This is a genomic window from Rothia mucilaginosa ATCC 25296 (genome assembly GCF_000175615.1).
GTDB classification, from domain to species: domain Bacteria; phylum Actinomycetota; class Actinomycetes; order Actinomycetales; family Micrococcaceae; genus Rothia; species Rothia mucilaginosa.
In genome coordinates, this window is the sequence record NZ_ACVO01000024.1 from 104,412 (window position 1) to 122,148 (window position 17,737).

Annotated in this window: 13 protein-coding genes; 6 read left to right on the top strand and 7 right to left on the bottom strand. The window is 61.3% G+C overall.

All coding sequences use genetic code 11. The features are described 5' to 3' along the window. Window positions 1-3: 3 nt before the first annotated feature. Together ROTMU0001_RS08175 and ROTMU0001_RS08180 are read right to left on the bottom strand one after the other, a co-directional pair. The gene (locus ROTMU0001_RS08175; RefSeq protein WP_005509152.1) at window positions 4-1,332 is read right to left on the bottom strand and encodes a hypothetical protein; all 1,329 of its coding nucleotides are present in this window, start codon (window positions 1,330-1,332) and stop codon (window positions 4-6) included. A gap of 540 nt (window positions 1,333-1,872) precedes the next feature. Further along, window positions 1,873-2,559, bottom strand: a complete 687-nt coding sequence (locus ROTMU0001_RS08180) for an IMPACT family protein (RefSeq protein WP_005509153.1) — start codon at window positions 2,557-2,559, stop codon at window positions 1,873-1,875. 58 nt (window positions 2,560-2,617) lie between these two features. Between ROTMU0001_RS08180 and coaE the strand changes: the two genes are divergently transcribed. Continuing rightward, entirely contained in the window at window positions 2,618-3,253 is a 636-nt protein-coding gene (coaE, locus tag ROTMU0001_RS08185) for a dephospho-CoA kinase (protein WP_005509154.1), read from the top strand. Between the two features lie 243 nt (window positions 3,254-3,496). Here the strand turns inward: coaE and rpsA are convergent, their stop codons facing one another. Both rpsA and polA read right to left on the bottom strand, forming a co-directional pair. After that, window positions 3,497-4,951 carry a 30S ribosomal protein S1 gene (gene rpsA / locus ROTMU0001_RS08190; RefSeq protein ID WP_005509155.1) on the bottom strand — a complete coding sequence of 485 codons (1,455 nt, stop codon included), beginning with the start codon at window positions 4,949-4,951 and terminating at the stop codon, window positions 3,497-3,499. Window positions 4,952-5,669: 718 nt separating this feature from the next. Next, entirely contained in the window at window positions 5,670-8,681 is a 3,012-nt protein-coding gene (gene polA / locus ROTMU0001_RS08195; RefSeq protein ID WP_005509156.1) for a DNA polymerase I, read from the bottom strand. Between the two features lie 441 nt (window positions 8,682-9,122). Here polA and ROTMU0001_RS08200 point away from each other — a divergent pair, with 441 nt between their 5' ends. The 3 genes from ROTMU0001_RS08200 to ROTMU0001_RS08210 all read left to right on the top strand — a co-directional run bounded on the left by ROTMU0001_RS08200 (window position 9,123) and on the right by ROTMU0001_RS08210 (window position 11,387). Then, window positions 9,123-10,400 carry a dicarboxylate/amino acid:cation symporter gene (locus tag ROTMU0001_RS08200; RefSeq protein WP_005509157.1) on the top strand — a complete coding sequence of 426 codons (1,278 nt, stop codon included), beginning with the start codon at window positions 9,123-9,125 and terminating at the stop codon, window positions 10,398-10,400. Window positions 10,401-10,533: 133 nt separating this feature from the next. Then, entirely contained in the window at window positions 10,534-11,040 is a 507-nt protein-coding gene (locus ROTMU0001_RS08205; protein ID WP_005509158.1) for a PaaI family thioesterase, read from the top strand. Between the two features lie 98 nt (window positions 11,041-11,138). Continuing rightward, window positions 11,139-11,387: a hypothetical protein gene (locus tag ROTMU0001_RS08210; RefSeq protein ID WP_005506231.1), complete on the top strand. Its 249-nt coding sequence runs from the start codon at window positions 11,139-11,141 to the stop codon at window positions 11,385-11,387. 237 nt (window positions 11,388-11,624) lie between these two features. Here the strand turns inward: ROTMU0001_RS08210 and ROTMU0001_RS08215 are convergent, their stop codons facing one another. Next, the gene (locus tag ROTMU0001_RS08215; RefSeq protein WP_005509159.1) at window positions 11,625-12,236 is read right to left on the bottom strand and encodes an ANTAR domain-containing response regulator; all 612 of its coding nucleotides are present in this window, start codon (window positions 12,234-12,236) and stop codon (window positions 11,625-11,627) included. Between the two features lie 439 nt (window positions 12,237-12,675). Here ROTMU0001_RS08215 and ROTMU0001_RS08220 point away from each other — a divergent pair, with 439 nt between their 5' ends. After that, window positions 12,676-13,578, top strand: a complete 903-nt coding sequence (locus ROTMU0001_RS08220; protein WP_005509160.1) for a PIN-like domain-containing protein — start codon at window positions 12,676-12,678, stop codon at window positions 13,576-13,578. A 138-nt stretch (window positions 13,579-13,716) separates the two neighbouring features. On the opposite strand, the gene ROTMU0001_RS08225 is transcribed toward ROTMU0001_RS08220, so the two are convergent. Both ROTMU0001_RS08225 and ftsY read right to left on the bottom strand, forming a co-directional pair. Next, window positions 13,717-14,766, bottom strand: coding sequence for a hypothetical protein (locus ROTMU0001_RS08225; RefSeq protein ID WP_005509161.1), 1,050 nt, complete (start codon window positions 14,764-14,766; stop codon window positions 13,717-13,719). Window positions 14,767-14,974: 208 nt separating this feature from the next. Beyond that, the gene (ftsY, locus tag ROTMU0001_RS08230) at window positions 14,975-16,084 is read right to left on the bottom strand and encodes a signal recognition particle-docking protein FtsY (RefSeq protein ID WP_005509162.1); all 1,110 of its coding nucleotides are present in this window, start codon (window positions 16,082-16,084) and stop codon (window positions 14,975-14,977) included. 180 nt (window positions 16,085-16,264) lie between these two features. Here ftsY and ROTMU0001_RS08235 point away from each other — a divergent pair, with 180 nt between their 5' ends. After that, on the top strand, window positions 16,265-17,683 hold the full coding sequence (locus ROTMU0001_RS08235; RefSeq protein WP_005509163.1) for an MFS transporter: 1,419 nt from the start codon (window positions 16,265-16,267) through the stop codon (window positions 17,681-17,683). Window positions 17,684-17,737 lie beyond the last annotated feature (54 nt).

Sequence of the window (17,737 nt, forward strand, 5' to 3'; positions counted from 1 at the left end):
GATTTAGCGCACCTCCACGGTGGCGCCGGCGAGGCTCATCAGCGCCCGGTTCGTCAGCGGAAGGTACCCGTTCAGGGCGCTCAAAATCAGCTGCATGGTGCGCTCTTCATCCTCCACACTCAGCCCGCGCGGAATACCCACACCCGGCACGCAGATGCGCTGCTTATACAGGTCAATCACCGCGCACACGGTGCGGTTCGGCACACCCAACACCGGCAACATGCCGCGGTGATTGATGGTGCGCAGACCCTTACCGACCACGGCGGCAGTGCGAATATCCGGGCAGGCACTCCTCGCGAACCGGGAGGCACCGGCACCGTTCGCAAAAGCGGCGGGGTCGGGAATACTATTCGGCACCGCGCTCTTCTCGTTCAGCACAGACAGCAGCGGCTCCCCCACCGCGGCGGTGACCGCCACGTAGCGTACCTGCCGGTCCATGGCGTTGAGGAAGTCCAGTTCCGCGTACTCCTCCACGCGGTAGTTCTCGACCAGACCGGCTTCACCCGCTCCGGTTTCTTCCACGGTGCGGGTGATGACTTCTTCATCGTAGAAGCTTGCCACGCACACCTGCGGGGCGCCGCGCTCAATGCGGGCGCGGCACTGGTAGTCGTCGTCGAGCAGCCAGAGGGACAGCTCGTAACCGTCGGGCACATCACGCACACCGGTCGCGAGCAGCACTTCGCTGCCGTCCAGGGAGAACGGCTCCCAGCCTGCCGGTTCGAAAGCGTTGAGGGCACCGTCCAGGGCGGGGTTGCAGGACCCGAGGCTCGGCGCCTGATCAGCCGGAGTGAACGCCTCGGTGGAGGGCATGGCGATGGTGAGCCCGCGCATCCTGCCGGCGAGGCAGAGCTCAACCGCCATGAGCAGGTGACCCGCACCTTCACGGCTCAGTGCTGGGCTCTGAACCAGGTGCGCCACGCCGGAGTTGTCCAGACTGAGGTGTTCGCCAACTCCGCGGGCGGCGTTCGAGTAGCGGTTGTGCAGGCGCACCAGCTCATCAATAGGCAGGGCGCGGCCCACGGCGCCGAACGCCTGGGCGATAGCGTGCACATGTTCGGGGAAGACGCGGCAAAGTCTGCCGAGCTGACGCGCAAACTCTGCCGGACGCTGCGTGAGCACGCCCAGGAGGGTGCCAAGGTTCTGCTGGCGGTAGGCGTTGAGTAGCTGGGCGACGGTGGCGGGTTCAAGCTGCTCGACAGTGCCCATCTTGGGGAGGCGCGCTCCCTGGCGGTTGAGGGTTGCGGTGCCGCCGCGGCTGCCCGCGGACTGCTCTGATGAGTTTTTGCCTGCTTGTTCGTCTACTTGTTGATAGTAGGTTCCCGACTGCGTCACGTTTTCACGACCTTGAGCTCTTCAGAGCATTCGTTAGCTGATTCTTCGTAAGGTGACGGGCGGGGCTCAGCGCCTACCGGCAGATGGTTCGTGCACACACTCGACCGTCTGCCGAATCGTATAGTACCGGCATGCAGCTGTGTCTCGTTCCTTGAGCAACTAAGCTATAGCTTCAAGACGTCAGCATCAGGACCTCAGCGCTGAGATAGTACCCAGTTCTCGGCGCTGAGATGTCAGCGTTGAGCCCTGCCCGTCGGTGCGGGCGCACGCGTTCCCTCGTGGAGGCACCGGGCTGGGTTACCGCTGGTGACGAACCCGTTGCCCGTGCCGTGGAGGGGCGTGTGCGTTCCGCAACGCTTTTTAGGCTATCAGCTTTAGCGGGCAATTACTAGGGTTAGAGTAACTATTAACTAAGGTTGGACTATCTTTTGGGTTTTGAGGGCTTTACACGGGTGCTCAGCCCGGAAACCTAGGAGGAAAATCTGGGAACGGGAATCTAGAACCAGAAATCTAGGGGCCGGGAATCTAGGGAGCGGCAACCTAGACCGGCAAATCCACCCACTGCGTATCCCCCCAGGTCACGCTCGCCGTACCGGAACTCAGGCTCACCACCTGCTCCTCGGCACGCGCCAGCTCCTCCGGGCGGTCAAACACGCCCAGGGAAATCGTGGCTCCCTCCGCACCGTATTCGGTACCCAGCACGTTCAGACCGGCGGCACGGATCTCGTTCTCCAGGCGGCCAGCATCCGCATGCGAACTGGGCACCTTGCCCACACGCAGACGCTCACGCGAATCGAACTGAGCCGAATCCAAAGTCTGCACCACCGAATCGGTGTAGGCCCGCACCAGACCGCCCGCGCCAAGCTTAATGCCACCGAAATAGCGCACGACCACCGCAACCACATCCGACAGGTCGGTAGTACCGTCCTCGCGGGTCTGACGCGCCAGTAGCGCCTGCATCATGGGCACGCCGGCGGTACCGGCGGGCTCACCATCATCGGAGGAACGCTGAATATCGCGGTCAGCACCAATAATGAACGCCGAACACACGTGGCGGGCATCGTGGTAGGTCTTGCGCACCGACTCAATGTAGGTGCGCGCCTCCTCAACGGTGCTCACGCGCTTGATGTGACCAATAAATTCGCTACGCTTAATTTCGAGGAGGCTCTCATAGGGCTCATCGCCGCGCGGCACAAGGTAGCGGTTGGCGCGAGTTTCTTCCTGCATGTGTCCTCCTCTAATCAGTACCTATCTATTGTGGCACAGCCCGTCAGGAGCACCGTCCATGTCCCAGCCTTCTTCCCCCGCTTCTACTGCTCTGCGCCGTTACGCCCTCACCGGCGGTATCGGCAGCGGCAAGAGCACCATCGCCTCCCTCTTCGTTGAGCGGGGCGCATTCCTGGTGGATGCGGACGCTATCTCCCGCTCCCTCATGGAGCCCGGCGAGGCGGTGCTCGCCCGCACGGTCGCGGAGTTCGGTGAGCATCTGCTCGATGAGGACGGTCGCCTCAACCGCCCCGCCCTGGCGCGTATCGTGTTCAATGATGAGCAGGCACGCCTGCGTCTGAACGCGATTGTGCATCCCGCTATTCGTGAGCGTGCCGCGCAGCTGGTGGAGCAGGCGCAGTCCGAACCCGGTTTTAGCGGCGTGGTGCTGGAGGATATTCCTCTGCTCGTGGAGACCGGCGACCCGTCCGCCTTTGAGGGCGTGGTCGTGGTGCGCACTCCCCTGGCGACTCGTCTGCAGCGCCTCGTATCTTCGCGTGGCATGAGTGAGGAGGATGCGCGCGCCCGCATCGCCGCGCAGGCTACCGACGAGCAGCGTGAGGCGGTCGCAACCTGGATCATTGATAACGGCGGTTCTTTGGAGGAGACCGCCGAGCAGGTGCGCGCCGTCTGGGAGCAGATAACCGCAGCCTAAGATCCTTCCCAACAACACAAAGCACAGCAATATAGAGTACAGCAACACCGGGCACGTACCCCGGATCCCAACGAGCTCGCCCCAACCCCGACTCACTCTGGCCTGACTCACCCCGGCCCCCAATAACGCAAAGAACCCCCTCACCTCCCAAACGGGAGATGAGGGGGTTCCCTGCTCTAGGCACCCCACGCGGGGGTTACCTATCGGCTATTACGCCTGATGAGTGCTCATCTGAGCGGCAGATTAGTTGCCGGTCAGCTTCTTGCGGAGCTCAGCCAGTGCCTCATCCGATGCGAGGGTACCTGCGGAAGCGGGCTCCTCGGAGGAGTAAGAGGTCGGTGCGGGCTCAGCTGCTGCGGGAGCTGCTGCTGCAGCCTCTGCGTCAGCCTCGAGAGCCTTAGCAACCTGAACCTTGTGAGCCTCGAAGCGAGCCTGTGCCTCTGCGTACTGTGCTTCCCAAGCCTCGCGCTGTGCGTCGAAGCCTTCCAGCCACTCGTTAGCCTCGGGGTCGAAGCCCTCGGGGTACTTGTAGTTGCCAGCCTCGTCGTACTCTGCAGCCATGCCGTACAGAGCGGGGTCAAACTCGGTAGCGTTGGGGTCAACGCCCTCGTTTGCCTGCTTGAGGGACAGGGAGATGCGGCGGCGGTCCATGTCGATGTCGATGATCTTAACGAAGACCTCTTCACCAACGGAGACGACCTGCTCAGCCAGGTCAACGTGGCGGGTTGCCAGCTCGGAGATGTGGACGAGGCCCTCGATGCCGTCCTCAACGCGCACGAATGCACCGAAGGGAACGAGCTTGGTGACCTTGCCGGGAACAATCTGACCCAGAGCGTGGGTGCGAGCAAATGCCTGCCACGGATCTTCCTGGGTTGCCTTGAGGGACAGGGACACGCGCTCGCGGTCCAGGTCCACCTCGAGAACCTCGACGGTAACGGGCTGGCCAACCTCGACAACCTCGGACGGGTGGTCGATGTGCTTCCAGGACAGCTCGGAAACGTGAACCAGACCGTCCACGCCACCCAGGTCCACGAATGCACCGAAGTTGACGATGGAGGAGACAACGCCCTCGCGGACCTGACCCTTCTCCAGCTCGTTGAGGAAGGAGGAGCGGACTGCGGACTGGGTCTCTTCCAGGTATGCACGGCGAGACAGAACAACGTTGTTGCGGTTCTTGTCCAGCTCGATGATCTTAGCTTCGAGCTGCTGGCCGATGTAGGGAGCGAGGTCGCGGACGCGGCGCATCTCAACGAGGGACGCGGGCAGGAAGCCACGCAGACCGATGTCGAGGATGAGGCCACCCTTGACAACCTCGATAACGGCACCGGTAACGACGCCGTCGTTTTCCTTGACCTTCTCGATGTCGCCCCATGCACGCTCGTACTGTGCGCGCTTCTTGGAGAGGATCAGGCGACCTTCCTTGTCCTCCTTGGTGAGGACGAGTGCCTCAACCTCGGAGCCGAGCTCGACAACCTCAGAGGGGTCGATGTCGTGCTTGATGGACAGCTCGCGGGAGGGGATGACGCCTTCGGTCTTGTAACCGATGTCGAGCAGAACCTCATCGTGGTCGATCTTAACGACCTGGCCGGAGACGAGATCGCCGTCGTTGAAGACCTTAATGGTCTTCTCGACTGCCTCGAGGAATGCCTGCTCGTCGCCGATGTCGTTGATTGCGACCTGAGGGATGTTGGTGCTCATGTAGTGAGGGCTCCAATTGGATTTCTAATAGGTCGACGCTGCCGGTTCGCCGCTCAACACCTCCGGGTGGAGGCGTTAATCGGCTCACTGTTTCACCCCGGCGCGCACGGTATAGGACCGCTAACGCCTTTGAACGGGGTGAGGAAACGTCGAGCTGACGGATACTTACAATGTGTACCGCCCACCGGAAGCAGATGCTTTAAGTAGGGTGTGCGGGCGGTCAATGCTTGCTTTCTCAGGGAGAAAAGAGCACAGAAAACCCGTACGTTGGTACACGCGATTAATAGTGTACGGGAATCCCGGGCGTGTCGTCAATGGTTACGCGCCGGAATTCCCGTACTTATTTGCGGTTTTGGAGTTGTGGTTTGCGGAGGGTGCGGCGTTCGTCCTCGTTCCTACAGGGGCACCCGCCCTCGCTTCGCTTCGGGCACCCTGATGTCACTACGGACGACACCGCCCCTCCACACGACGCGCCAAACCTAGCCGGAGCGGGGTAGCTATACCCTCCGGAAGCGACATCAGGGTACCCTCTCGGGTGCTCTCCGTAGCGAAGCAAGGAGAGAGCGGAGCGCCCGAGAGGGTGGGTTCCCCTGCAGGAGCGGAGGAAGGGTATAGCGTACCCACCCACCCCTGCCTGTAGGAACGAGGACGATAACCGTCTTTCTAAGCGGAGCAAAGCTGAGCACCGCTTTTCCAAGCGGAAACTGAGGAGTTGAGCCTAGTGGCCCGCCTCCTGCCAGGACTTGCCCCAGCCGACCTGCACATCCAGAGGAACACGCAGGGAGGCGGCACCGCTCATCTCCTCGACCAGCACGCGTTCGGCGGCTTCACGCTCACCGGTGGCGACTTCGAGGATGATTTCGTCGTGCACCTGCAGCAGCATGCGGGTCTTCAGGCCCTCTTCGCGCAGGCGGCGGTGAATGTTAATCATGGCGATCTTGATGATGTCCGCGGCGGTGCCCTGAATCGGGGCGTTGAGGGCGGCGCGTTCGGCGGCTTCACGGCGTACACGGTTGGGCGAGTCCAGGTCGGGCAACACGCGGCGGCGACCGAAAATGGTTTCGGTGTAGCCGTCCTGGTGTGCCTGCTTGAGCACGCCGCGCAGGAATCGTCCCACGCGTCCGAATCGCTTGAAGTAGTTGGTGCGCAGTTCGCCTGCTTCGTCGGAGCTGATGTTCAGCTGCTTGGCGAGGCCGAATCGGGACAGGCCGTATGCCAGGCCGTAGGACATTGCCTTGACCTTGGAGCGCTGCTCGGGGGTGACTTCTTCGGGTGCTACGCCGAAGACTTCGGAGCCGACATAACGGTGCAGGTCCTCCCCCGCTTCGTAGGCTGCGATGAGCTTCTCATCGGCGGCGAGGTGCACCATGATGCGCATTTCGATCTGCGAGTAGTCGGCGGTGAGCAGACCCTCGTACTCTACACCGTCGACGGGTGCGGGTGCGACGATGAAGGCGCCACGGATGCGGCGGCCTTCTTCGGTGCGGATCGGGATGTTCTGCAGGTTCGGCGCGGTTGAGGAGAGGCGACCGGTGGAGGCGGCACCCTGCTGGAAGGTGGTGTGCACGCGTCCGTCGTCGGCGGCTGCTTTCTGCAGGCCTTCAACGGTCTGTACGAGTTTGATGTTGTCGCGGTAGGCGGCGAGCGCACCGAGGAATGCGGCACCGTCGGACTCCGGGGAGATTTTGGCGAGCAGTTCGGTGACGGATTCGGCGTCGGTGGAGTAGCCGGACTTGATTTTGCGGGTGTGCGGCAGGGCGAGCTTGTCGAAGAGCACGGTCTGCAGCTGTTTGACGGAGGCGAGGTTGAGGGGTTCTTCGCCGTCGTCGGTTTGGACGGTGTCGCCGATGATGGTGCGTGCGGCGTCCTGCGCCTGGTTAGCGCGTGCGGAGAAGGTGTCGTGCAGTTCGGTCAGGAGCGCGTCGGAGACGGCGATGCCTGCCTGCTCCATGTCTGCGAGGACGTAGAGTAGCGGCAGTTCGATTTCTTCGTAGACCTTCAGCTGGCCGTGCTCTTCCATTTCGTAGTGCAGCAGACGTGCGAGTTCGTGAATGATGCGGCTGATTTGCGTGAAGTAGCGCAGGTTGTCGACGGGTTCGGCTTCGCCGGGCAGACTGAAGAGGGAGGGTTCTGCCTCGTCTTCTTCGGGTTGGAAGACGAGCTGCGCGTAGGGGTCCTTGGGGATCCAGAGGTAGCGTTCGGCGAGGTCTTCCATGCGTTCGGAGAAGAGCTTGCGGGTTGCGGTGGGGATGAAGCCGCACATGTAGGAGGACAGGGCGGGGTCTTCGACGGCTCCGGCGAGTTCGTAGCCGTAGGCGCGCAGGAGTTTGCGCTGAACCTTGAGGTCCATGACGATTTTGCGGGCGGCTTCGTCGGAGAGCCAGGCGGCGAGGGCGGCGTCGAGTTCCGGGTCGATGCTGCGGGTGTCGATCCAGAGGCTGGTGTTCTTGCTGGTGAGGAGCACGCCGAGCAGTTCAGGGTTTTCTTCGGCGGCGCGGATTTTGGTTTTGGTGACCTTGACGGCGGGTGCGTCGCCGATGGCGGGGCGTGCTACGGGCAGGTTGGTGACCGGGTAGAGGGTCACGGCGCCTTCGAGGCGTTCGGGTACGGCGATGGGCGCGCCCTGTTCGTCGTTGCCGTAGTTTTCTTCGGCTGCGGCGGCGCAGAAGGCGCGGAATGCTGCTGCGTCTGCGTTTTTGGTGGGTGCGCTGGTGGCAATGGGTGCGTAGACGGGGCCGGTGGGTGCCTTCTTGGTGGCGCCCTCCTCCCCTGCTTCTGCGGTGGAGCTTGCAGGACCTGCGGTTCCGGCGGCGCGTACGATGGGGCCGAGGGTGTCGGCGGCGCGCTTGCGGATGGTGCGGAACTCTACTTCGTCGAAGAAGGTGTTGAGTGCATCCAGGTCGGGGGTGAATGCGGTGTCTTCGAGGGTGACGTTCAGGTCGAGGTCGTTGACGAGCTGGTTGAGGCGGCGGTTGCGTACTACGTTGTCGATGTTTTCGCGTAGTGCTTCGCCCTTCTTGCCGCCGATTTTGTCGCTGTTTTCGATGACGGCGTCGAGGGAGCCGTATTCGCCGAGCCATTTGGCGGCGAAGCCGGGGCCTACGCCGGGTACGCCGGGCAGGTTGTCCGCCTGCTCGCCGGTGAGGGCGGCGAGGTCGGGGTACATGTGCGGGGGTACTTTGGTTTTCTTTTCGACGGCGGCGGGGTCCATGCGCTGAATACCCTTGGAGGGGCCAGTGGTGACCGGGTAGAGCAGGGTGACGTCGTCGGTGACGAGCTGGAAGATGTCGCGGTCGCCGGAGAGGATGAGGACCTTGTAGCCGGCTTCGGTGCCGCGGCGGGTGAGGGTTGCGACGATGTCGTCGGCTTCGTAGTTTTCGTAGGTGAGCGCGGGGATGTTGAGCGCGCCGAGCATCTTTTTGATGAGGTCGATCTGGCCGTTGAAGGCTTCGGGGATGGCGTTGCGGCCGCCCTTGTATTCGCCGTATTCGGCGGTGCGGAAGGTGCCGCCGGGCAGGTCGAAGGCTACGGCGATGTGGCTGGGCTGGTTGTCTTTGATGATGCTCAGCAGGGTGGAGAGGAAGGCGTGGACGGCTTCGGTGTGCTGGCCGTCGCTGCGCACGAAGATGTGCTGTCCGGTCTTTTCGGCCATGGTGTAGATGCCGAAGAAGGAGCGTAGGGCGAGGGAGTGTCCGTCAATGAGCAGAAGGGTTTTGTTCTCTGTAGTCACTCCTCTAGTGTATCGAGTCTGAGTTTGCTCGGTGGTTGGCTTCGTGGCTGCTGGGTTCGGGGGGCTAGTTTCGGTGGCTGCGGGTTAGCCCTGTGGGGAGGCGCCCGCGCTGTGTTAGGTGTCGGCGCCGTGTTAGGTGTCGGCGCTGTGCCATATAGCGGAATAACGGGGTGTGTGGAAAGAGTTTTACCTCATATGTAGGTGCCGGTGAGGTGCGTTTAGTGAGTTTTCTCCCAAAAATTGTGCCCCAAGCCACTATGTGAGGTGGATAATAATACGGTTTCCAGATAATATATAACCTTATTATCGCCTCCAGCGTAGGAACCCCCACCCCCGTGTATTCATAGGCAGAACTCTACCCAGAATTCACCGGCAGGATCCACCGGACCGTGAGGGCACCTCCCGCGCTTAACACACAACGAACCCTCATTTAGGAAACCTATGAAGGCACTCAAAAAACTTCCCCTCCTCGCGTGGATTATCATCGCGATCGCATCGGGTGTGCTCATCGGCATGCTGACCCCCGGAATGATTAGCGGCATTAATGACGCAACCGGCGCAGCCATCCCCACCGACCTCATTGTGCAGCTCTTCGTCTCCTTCTCAACCGTATTCAGTGCCTTCCTGAGCTTCGCGATTCCGCTGATTATTATCGGTTTCATCGTGCCCGGCATTGGTTCCCTCGCGCAGGGTGCGGGCAAGATGCTCGGCATCACCGTGGGTCTGGCGTACATCTCCAGCATCCTTGCTGGCTTCCTGGCACTGACCTGCGCACTGCTGCTCTACCCCATCATCCTGAAGGGTCAGCAGCTCGCTTCCTTCGATAACCCCGAGAACGCACTGTCCAAGGGCTACATCTCCTTCGAGCTGACCCCGATTATGGGCGTGCTGAGCGCACTGATTCTCTCCTTCATCCTGGGCCTGGGCATTACCGCACTGAAGACCCGTGCGATGCTGAACCTCTTCGAGGACTTCCAGGTCATCGTTGAGAAGATGCTCGGCTACGTGATTATCCCCCTGCTGCCGGTGCACATTGTGGGCGTGTTCGCGAACATGACCCTTGCCGGTCAGGTGGCGAAGATCCTCTCCGTCTTCGGTCTTGTGTTCGTCATGGTGATTATTCTGCACTGGGTCACCCTGGCGCTGCAGTACTCGGTGGCTGGCGCGATTTCTCGCCGCAGCCCCATCCAGATGCTCAAGACCATGCTCCCGGCATACTTCACCGCAATCGGTACCCAGTCTTCGGCTGCGACCATCCCGGTGACCGTGCGTTCTGCAAAGAAGGCTGGCATCTCCCCCCGCGTGGTGGACTTCGCGATTCCGCTGTGCGCAACCATTCACCTCTCCGGCTCCATGATCACCATTACCTCCTGCTCGGTGGCTGTGCTGTTCATGACCGGCCAGCACCCCGACTTCGGTAGCCTGATCCCCATGATTCTGGTGCTCGGCGTGATGATGGTTGCCGCTCCCGGCGTTCCCGGCGGTGGCGTGATGACCGCAATCGGTCTGCTGCAGTCCATGCTTGGTTTCGATGCCTCCATGATTGCCCTGATGATTGCCCTGTACCTGGCTCAGGACTCCTTCGGCACCGCAACCAACGTGACCGGTGACGCGACCATCGCAACCCTGACCGAGCGCATCTCCAAGGCAATCGGAGCGAACCCCGATAAGGAAATCCGCGACGAGGACATCGAAAAGGCAGAAGCTATTTCCGCCTAATCCTCATCCGCTCACATAGCGTTTTTCAGCCCCGCCTCCTGAGTTCAGGAGGCGGGGCTGACCCGTACCCGGAAGCACTCCAGAAAAGCTATCCCACCCAAAACAACAAAAACCAAGGAGTACACTGGAAGTCATGACTGAAAACAACACACAGCACGCACCCGTCCGCGCGGCAGCACCCACCACCCTCACCGCAGAAGAAATCAAGGCGCAGCTGACCGAAAGCGGCATCCCCGAACACCTGCACCCCTACTTCCCCCGAGGCCTGGGCGAGCTCATCCCCGCCATGGGCATTAAGTTCCAGGAACTCACCGCAGAACGCACCGTCGCAACCATGCCCGTCGCCGGCAACACCCAGCCCATCGGCCTGCTGCACGGCGGCGCCAACGTGGTCCTTGCCGAGACCCTCGGATCGCTCTCCGCAGGTGTGCATGGCGGCGAAAACCTCGTAGCAGTCGGCGTGGACATCAACGCAACCCACGTGCGCCCGGCAGTCTCCGGCGTGGTCACCGCAACCTGCACCGCCGTCAAGCTCGGACGCACCCTGTGCATCCACACCATCGACATTGTGGATGAGCGCGGCCGCACCACCTGCACCGCACGCATCACCAACATGCTGATCCCCCGCCCCACCGCCTAACGTCCTACAACTTCAGCAAGTAGCCTAAAATCGTAGAAGCACGGGGTACACGGCACCCCGCCAACACCCCACCAGAAGGTACGACCAGAAGGAGCACCATGGCCCGCGAGCGCACCCCCTATTTCAAGCGTTACCCGAAGATTGTGCGCGCCAAGCGCATTGTCCTGCCCATCGCAATCGGCGTGATGCTAGTGTGCCTGGTGACCGCCATCAACAACCCCGGTAGCTTCTGGTGGCTGGGCGTGATGCTCGGTACCGGCGGAATGCTCTGGGCTGGCTCCCCCACGGACCGCCCCATCAGCGGCCCGAACAATGACGAAGACGATTTGAACCGCTACCTGCGCTAAGTTCCGTGTAGCGTTGGGTTCCCGCCCACGCTAAGCGCCGGTTTACAACGTACACCCGCGAACCGTTAAACACGAACGCCCCGTCCCTCAGCTTCATTGTGAGGGGTGGGGCGTTTGTGTGTCATGAAAAGGTGATGGTCAGATTCTGACCAGCTGAAGACGCATACGGGCAAATCCTAGTCTTCGCCGTAGCGTGCGTTCGTACCTGTACTGTCACGTACTTTGCACGTCTTGTGCTTAGGAGAGCTGCTTGATGATGGTGTCAGAAACTTCGCGCATGGACAGGCGGCGGTCCATGGAGGTCTTCTGAATCCAGCGGAATGCTTCTGGCTCAGTCAGGTTCATCTTGGTAATGAGCAGCGACTTTGCGCGGTCAACGAGCTTGCGGGTCTCAAACTGGTCGCGGATGGTGCCCACTTCCTTCTCGAGTGCGCGAATCTGCTCGTAGCGGCTAATTGCCACCTCAATGGCGGGGACCAGGTCGTTCGGGGAGAACGGCTTGACGACGTACGCCATAGCGCCTGCCTCAACGGCACGGTCAACGAGTTCCTTCTGGCTGAATGCAGTCAGCAGAACGACGGGAGCGATCTGCTCCTTCGCGATTTCTTCGGCTGCGGTGATGCCGTCCATAATCGGCATCTTCACATCCATGAGGACGAGGTCGGGGCGGTGCTTCTGTGCTAGCTCGACGGCGGTCTTGCCGTTATCGGTTTCTGCAACAACATCGAAACCCTGGTCCTTCAGAATTTCAACGATGTCGAGGCGAATCAATGCCTCATCTTCAGCCACGACGACGGTGCGAGCGGGACCCTGCTCCTCCGCCTGATTTTGAGTGGTCAGCTCTGACATTACTCTTCTCCTTTATCAAATTTGAATCACTTAAAGTCTACAGGAGGGAATAAATGTTCATCTACTTTCTCGCCTTGTCCCCCGCGTGTTATATGCGCCCTATGTGCAGGTGGGAGGGGTTTTCTGACGTTATTTTGGGCGCCACCCCGCTGATTTTGCACCTTAATGCACTTTTTTGTTCTATACTGCTCATAACAACCCAGAAAAAACGCACAACATAGACGTCAAGCGGCGAAATTCACACCTAAAACATAGACCCGAAAATGACTCTGACATGCAGTAACACGCCCTCGGGTTAGACACAAACGTAATAAACAAAATATTTATACCGAAACTCCATCACCTGCCAAAGAAGGCCGATACACTGGAATGGATTATTCTCCTCGACTTCTCCGGCACTCGCATTTGACCGACCATACTCGATACCCGGAGGGGATTCATGCCAATCACCCGTCAAGCACGCACCTTGTACTCAGACTTCGTCGAGTACAAGGAACTCGACCGCGCCCCGCTGACTTCCATTCACCCCGGAATTCTCGTCGCCTTCGACTCCACCGCGCTTGCAAGCCTCTACAACTACCCAACCCACATTAGCGACGAAATCCTCCGCGCCTACTCCCAGCTCCGCGGACACGCCTTTCTCCCTCACCAGGCGCTCAAAGAATTCTGGGCAGCACTCGACGGCGCATCCCCCGTGCCCGCCGCCGCAGAACGCGTCCGCTCAGCGCTCGCATCCTTCAAAGAAACCCTGCCCGAAGAACGCAACTCCCCCTGGAGTGCGCTGCGTTCCGTCACGCACCAGCTGGACCACTCCATCGCACAGATCATGCGGATCCTCGAACCCACCACCGACACCGGATCCATCAACATGGCACGCCGCGAAGACGACACGATCCTGCCGCGACTAAACCGCATCTTCACCGGACACGTAGGCGCAGCGCCCAGCCCCGAACGCCACGAACAGCAATGCCGCGAAGCCCTCGCACAGGACCACCCGCTGCTCGCTAACGCCAGCTTTGACGCCGACTTCGCGCTCTGGAACCAGTGCGTTACCGAAGCTACCACCCGCGTGAAGGGCACCGACTGTGTATTCGTCACCGGCGGTGTGCGCGACACCTGGCTGCGCAACGGCCCGCAGGTCCGCGCCGCATCGGGCGGCGAACCCGTGCGCCAGCTGGCGAACCGTCAGCTGCTGCGTGAATACGCGCAGGCAACCGGAGGCGGCGTGTTCCGCATCTACACCGTCGAGGAGATCCTGCGCCTCGCCTCCAACCAGTACGGCGTGACCGTCAGCGACGCGACCTACAGCGCGATTCGCGCGGAACAGCCCGTAGCTGTGTAAATTCGCCGTGCACAGTCACCGTTGAGAATAATCCCACCACACCACACCCACCACCATTAACAGCGAGAAGCCACATGTGTTTCGAGAAGCCACTAAAAACGTGGCTTTTCGAAACACATGTGGCTTTTCAGCGTCTAGCTAGTTCTCACGGCTGGCGCGGTACAGCTCAGCGGCACGCTCCTCCGAAGACTCGTCATCACCGAGCATCAGGTAGCACAGGTACAGGGTAAAAGCGGCGCGGCGGTCGGCGGCGAGCGCGCTGGCTCCTTCGCCGGGCTGGGTACTGAAAGCGATAACGTCGTGCGCCTGGGGCAGGGCTGCAATCAGGTGCGCGGCGGTTTCGTAGCCGTCCTGGTTGCCGGGCAGGGTGAACTGGTGCGGCTCCTGGTTCTTGTCAGCAGTGCCGGCTTCCGCACGAGCAGCGGAAAAGTTAGCATTGAGGACGTCCTCAACACGGCTCATCAGCTCATCATCGGGCAGTGCGCGGTCATCCGCGGCAAATGCAATGTGGATGCCGTTCAGAGTCTCGTAAGGGTGCTCACCCGCGAAGTATCCGGCGGCAAGCGCGTAGCCGGTGAGCAGCTGCGCTTCGGCGGCGGTGAAGGTGCCGCGCGCCTCACGCAGGGCGGGCAGCAGAAGCTCGGTCAGGAGCGGGTGCAGGGACTCGGGGGCGTTCGCGATAGCCTCCTGCAGGTACTCTTCCGCTTCCGCGGTGGGCTCGGCGTTGAGCAGGGTCAGGAAAGCCTCATCGGTGCCAGCCCAGCAGCGAGCAATCAGCACAAGGGTTGCAATGAGCGCGAGCAGTTCGCAGTAACTACCCGAACGGTCGGCGCCGAAAGATTCAGCAACAACGCGGGCGAGCATGCGGGCGGCAATGTTCTCGAGGACGAACTCGTCATAGGGGTTATCGCCGGGCCAGTTCGCGGGATCGGGCAGGTAGGTGTCGTCCAGGTAGCGCAGCACAGGCTCGAGAGGCGCGGGTGCATCCGCGGCGAGGTCGGGGCAGCACTGCTCAACCCAGCTGTTCACGGTAGCCTCGTCGGCAATACCGGCAGCCTCAGCGATCTGGACACGCGAAAGGCTGTAGGGTGCAACGAGTGCGGCGAGGTCGTCGCACGCACCGTTGGAACGGTAGGTGGGCTTGTAGTTGGCGCTGGGTAGAGTGCCGGGGAGGTTGGTGGCTGCCATGGTGGCTCCTTCGCTGAGGTTCGGGGTGAATTGGGTTGTATGGTGTGCGATGCTCGGGACCGTTTGAAGGGTCGGCGCATCTTCTAATTTCAGAATATCCCAGAGCCTCGAATCATGTACTGCCCGTCGTCATTACCCGCCCATTAACCGCGAGAAGCCACATGTGTTCACAACACATGTGGCTTCTCGGCGCAGAGGGAAAAGGATGCTAGTCCAGCAGCGCGTCCACGAATGCTTCCGGGTCGAACGGTGCCAGGTCATCCGGGCCTTCACCCAGACCGATGAGCTTGACGGGAACGCCGAGCTCCTCCTGGATAGCGACCACGATGCCGCCCTTTGCGGTGCCGTCGAGCTTGGTCAGCACGATACCGGTGACGTCCACGATATCGCCGAAGACCTTCGCCTGAACCATACCGTTCTGGCCGGTGGTCGCGTCAATCACGAGCAGAACCTCGGTGACCGGCGCTTCCTTCTCGATAACGCGCTTAATCTTGCCGAGCTGATCCATCAGACCGGACTTGTTCTGCAGGCGGCCCGCGGTGTCCACGAGCACGGTGTCGACGCCCTGCTCCTTGCCAGCCTTCACGGCATCAAACGCGACGGATGCGGGGTCGGCGCCTTCCTTCTCGGAACGCACGGTCTTCACGCCCACGCGGTCACCCCAGGTGGTCAGCTGCTCGGACGCGGCCGCACGGAACGTATCCGCGGCGCCCAGGAGCAGGGTCTGACCGTCAGCGACCATCACGCGGGCGATCTTGCCGACCGTGGTGGTCTTACCGACGCCGTTCACGCCAACGACCAGCACCACGCCGGGGTTGCCGTCGCTGCCGGCGGTCTTCAGTTCACGGTCCATGTCGGGGCGAACAATCTTCACGAGCTCCTCACGGAGCATCTTCTTCACGGCGGCAGGGTTGCTCGTACCTTCAACGCGCACGCGCTGCTGCAGCGCCTCCACCAGGCGGGTAGTCGGCTCGGAACCCAGGTCGGCGAGCAGCAGGGTCTCCTCAACCTCATCCCAGACGTCCTGGTCGATGCGGTCGCGAGAAAGCAGAGCCAGCAGGCCCTTGCCGAGCATGTTGTTCGAACGAGCCAGGCGGGCGCGCAGGCGCACCAGGCGACCCGCGGACGGGTCGGGCATATCAAGTTCAATAGCGCGAGGTGCCGAGCTTTCGGGTTCTTCCGCCGAACCGCCGGAGGCCTTAGCCGCCTCCTGACGCAAAGACTGCAGGTTCGCGGTCTTCTTGGGTCGGCGCAGAACGGCGAAAAGTATACCGGCGATAACCAGTACACCCAGCACAATCGCGCAAATCATCATCATCGTTTCATTCACACTACTAGCTTACCGGTTTGGGCGGTTTGGCTGGTCGAGGTGACGCGCATGCCCGGCTGTCGGCGGAGTAGACTGGACACTGTTAAGTTTTTTAGCCGAACACATGGTTGACAGTTGCGGGTGGGGCCCGCGGCTGCCGCACGGCACCGCACGATTTCGAGGATGAACATGAGGAACCCTGCCAAAACACCGCCTGTTTTTGACCCGCGCACGATTGACCCGAACCGTGTGCCGACCGGCTTGAAGGTTCTGATTGCTGCCTCGTTCATGATTGCGGTGGGTTTTGGTTTGGTGGCGCCGGTGCTGCCGAACTATGCGCAGAACTTTAACGCGACGGTCACGATGGCGACGATGGTGGTTTCTGCGTTGGCGATTACGCGCCTGATTTTCGCGCCGTCGGCGGGTCAGATGATTACCCGATGGGGTGAGCGTCCGGTGTACACGATTGGCATGCTGATTGTGTCGGTGACGTCGTTCATGATTGCGTTTGCCTGGGATTATTGGGTTCTGCTGGGTTCGCGTGCGGTGGCGGGTATCGGCTCGGTCATGTTCACGGTCTCTGCGATGGGTCTGCTGGTACGCCTGTCCCCGGCGCATATGCGCGGCCGTATTTCGGGTTATTATGCGACGGCGTTCCTGCTGGGTAACCTGCTGGGCCCGGTGATTGCGAGCGCGCTGGCGCCGTTTGGTATGCGTGCGCCGTTCATTGTGTATGGTTTTTCGCTGCTGGCGGCGGGCCTGATTGTGTGGTTCTTGATGCCGTCGCAGGCGGCGCTGGAGGCGGAGCGCGACGCGATTATGGAGGCGGCGGCACTGGCTGAGGGTAAGGGCACCGGGGTGCTGCCGTCGGCAGCGCCTTCCCCTGCTAACACTCAGGCTGGCGCATCCGGCAAGGCGGCTAAGCCTGCTGCATCCGGCGGCGCTGCGGGTAAGAGCGACCTGCCGGCGATGACGGTTCGTGACGCGTTGAAGTTCTCGAATTACCGTTCTGCGCTGGTGTCGAACTGGGCGATTGGCTGGTCGGTGTTTGGTGTGCAGTCGTCGATTATTCCGTTGGCGGCGGCGTATTTGGCGACGGGCGGCGACATGTCGAATTCGGTGGCGGGTACCCTGTTGGCTTCGTTGGCAATGGCGACGAACTCGTTTGGTAATGCGTTGACGCAGACGTTCTCGGGTCGTTTTTCGGATCGTTTTGGTCGCCGTGTGATGGCGTTTTCGGGTCTGCTGTTGGCGGGTTCTGCGGTGACGTTTATGGGTTTCGCGCCGGTGGCGTGGGTGTTTGTGTCGTTGACGGCGTGCCTGGGTATTGGTGCGGCGTTTATGGGTCCGTCGATTCAGGCTGCGGTGTCTGATGTGATTGGTACTCGCCGCAGTGGCGGCCAGGTGTTGGCGGTGTATCAGATGTGTAGCGATTTCGGTATGATTCTGGGCCCGCTGGTGGCTGGCATGATTGCGGATGCGTGGGGCTTTGTTCCGGCGTTCATTATGAGTGGTTTGTTGTTGGTGGCGGCGGCGTTCACGTGGGCGCCGTTCCGTAAGGCGCGCTGGCCGAAGGATATTGCGGACGCGGACTATACGGGCCGCTAAGAGCTCTCTAATAGGTAAAAAGCCGGTGTCCGGTTCCTGTTGCGTGACAGGAAC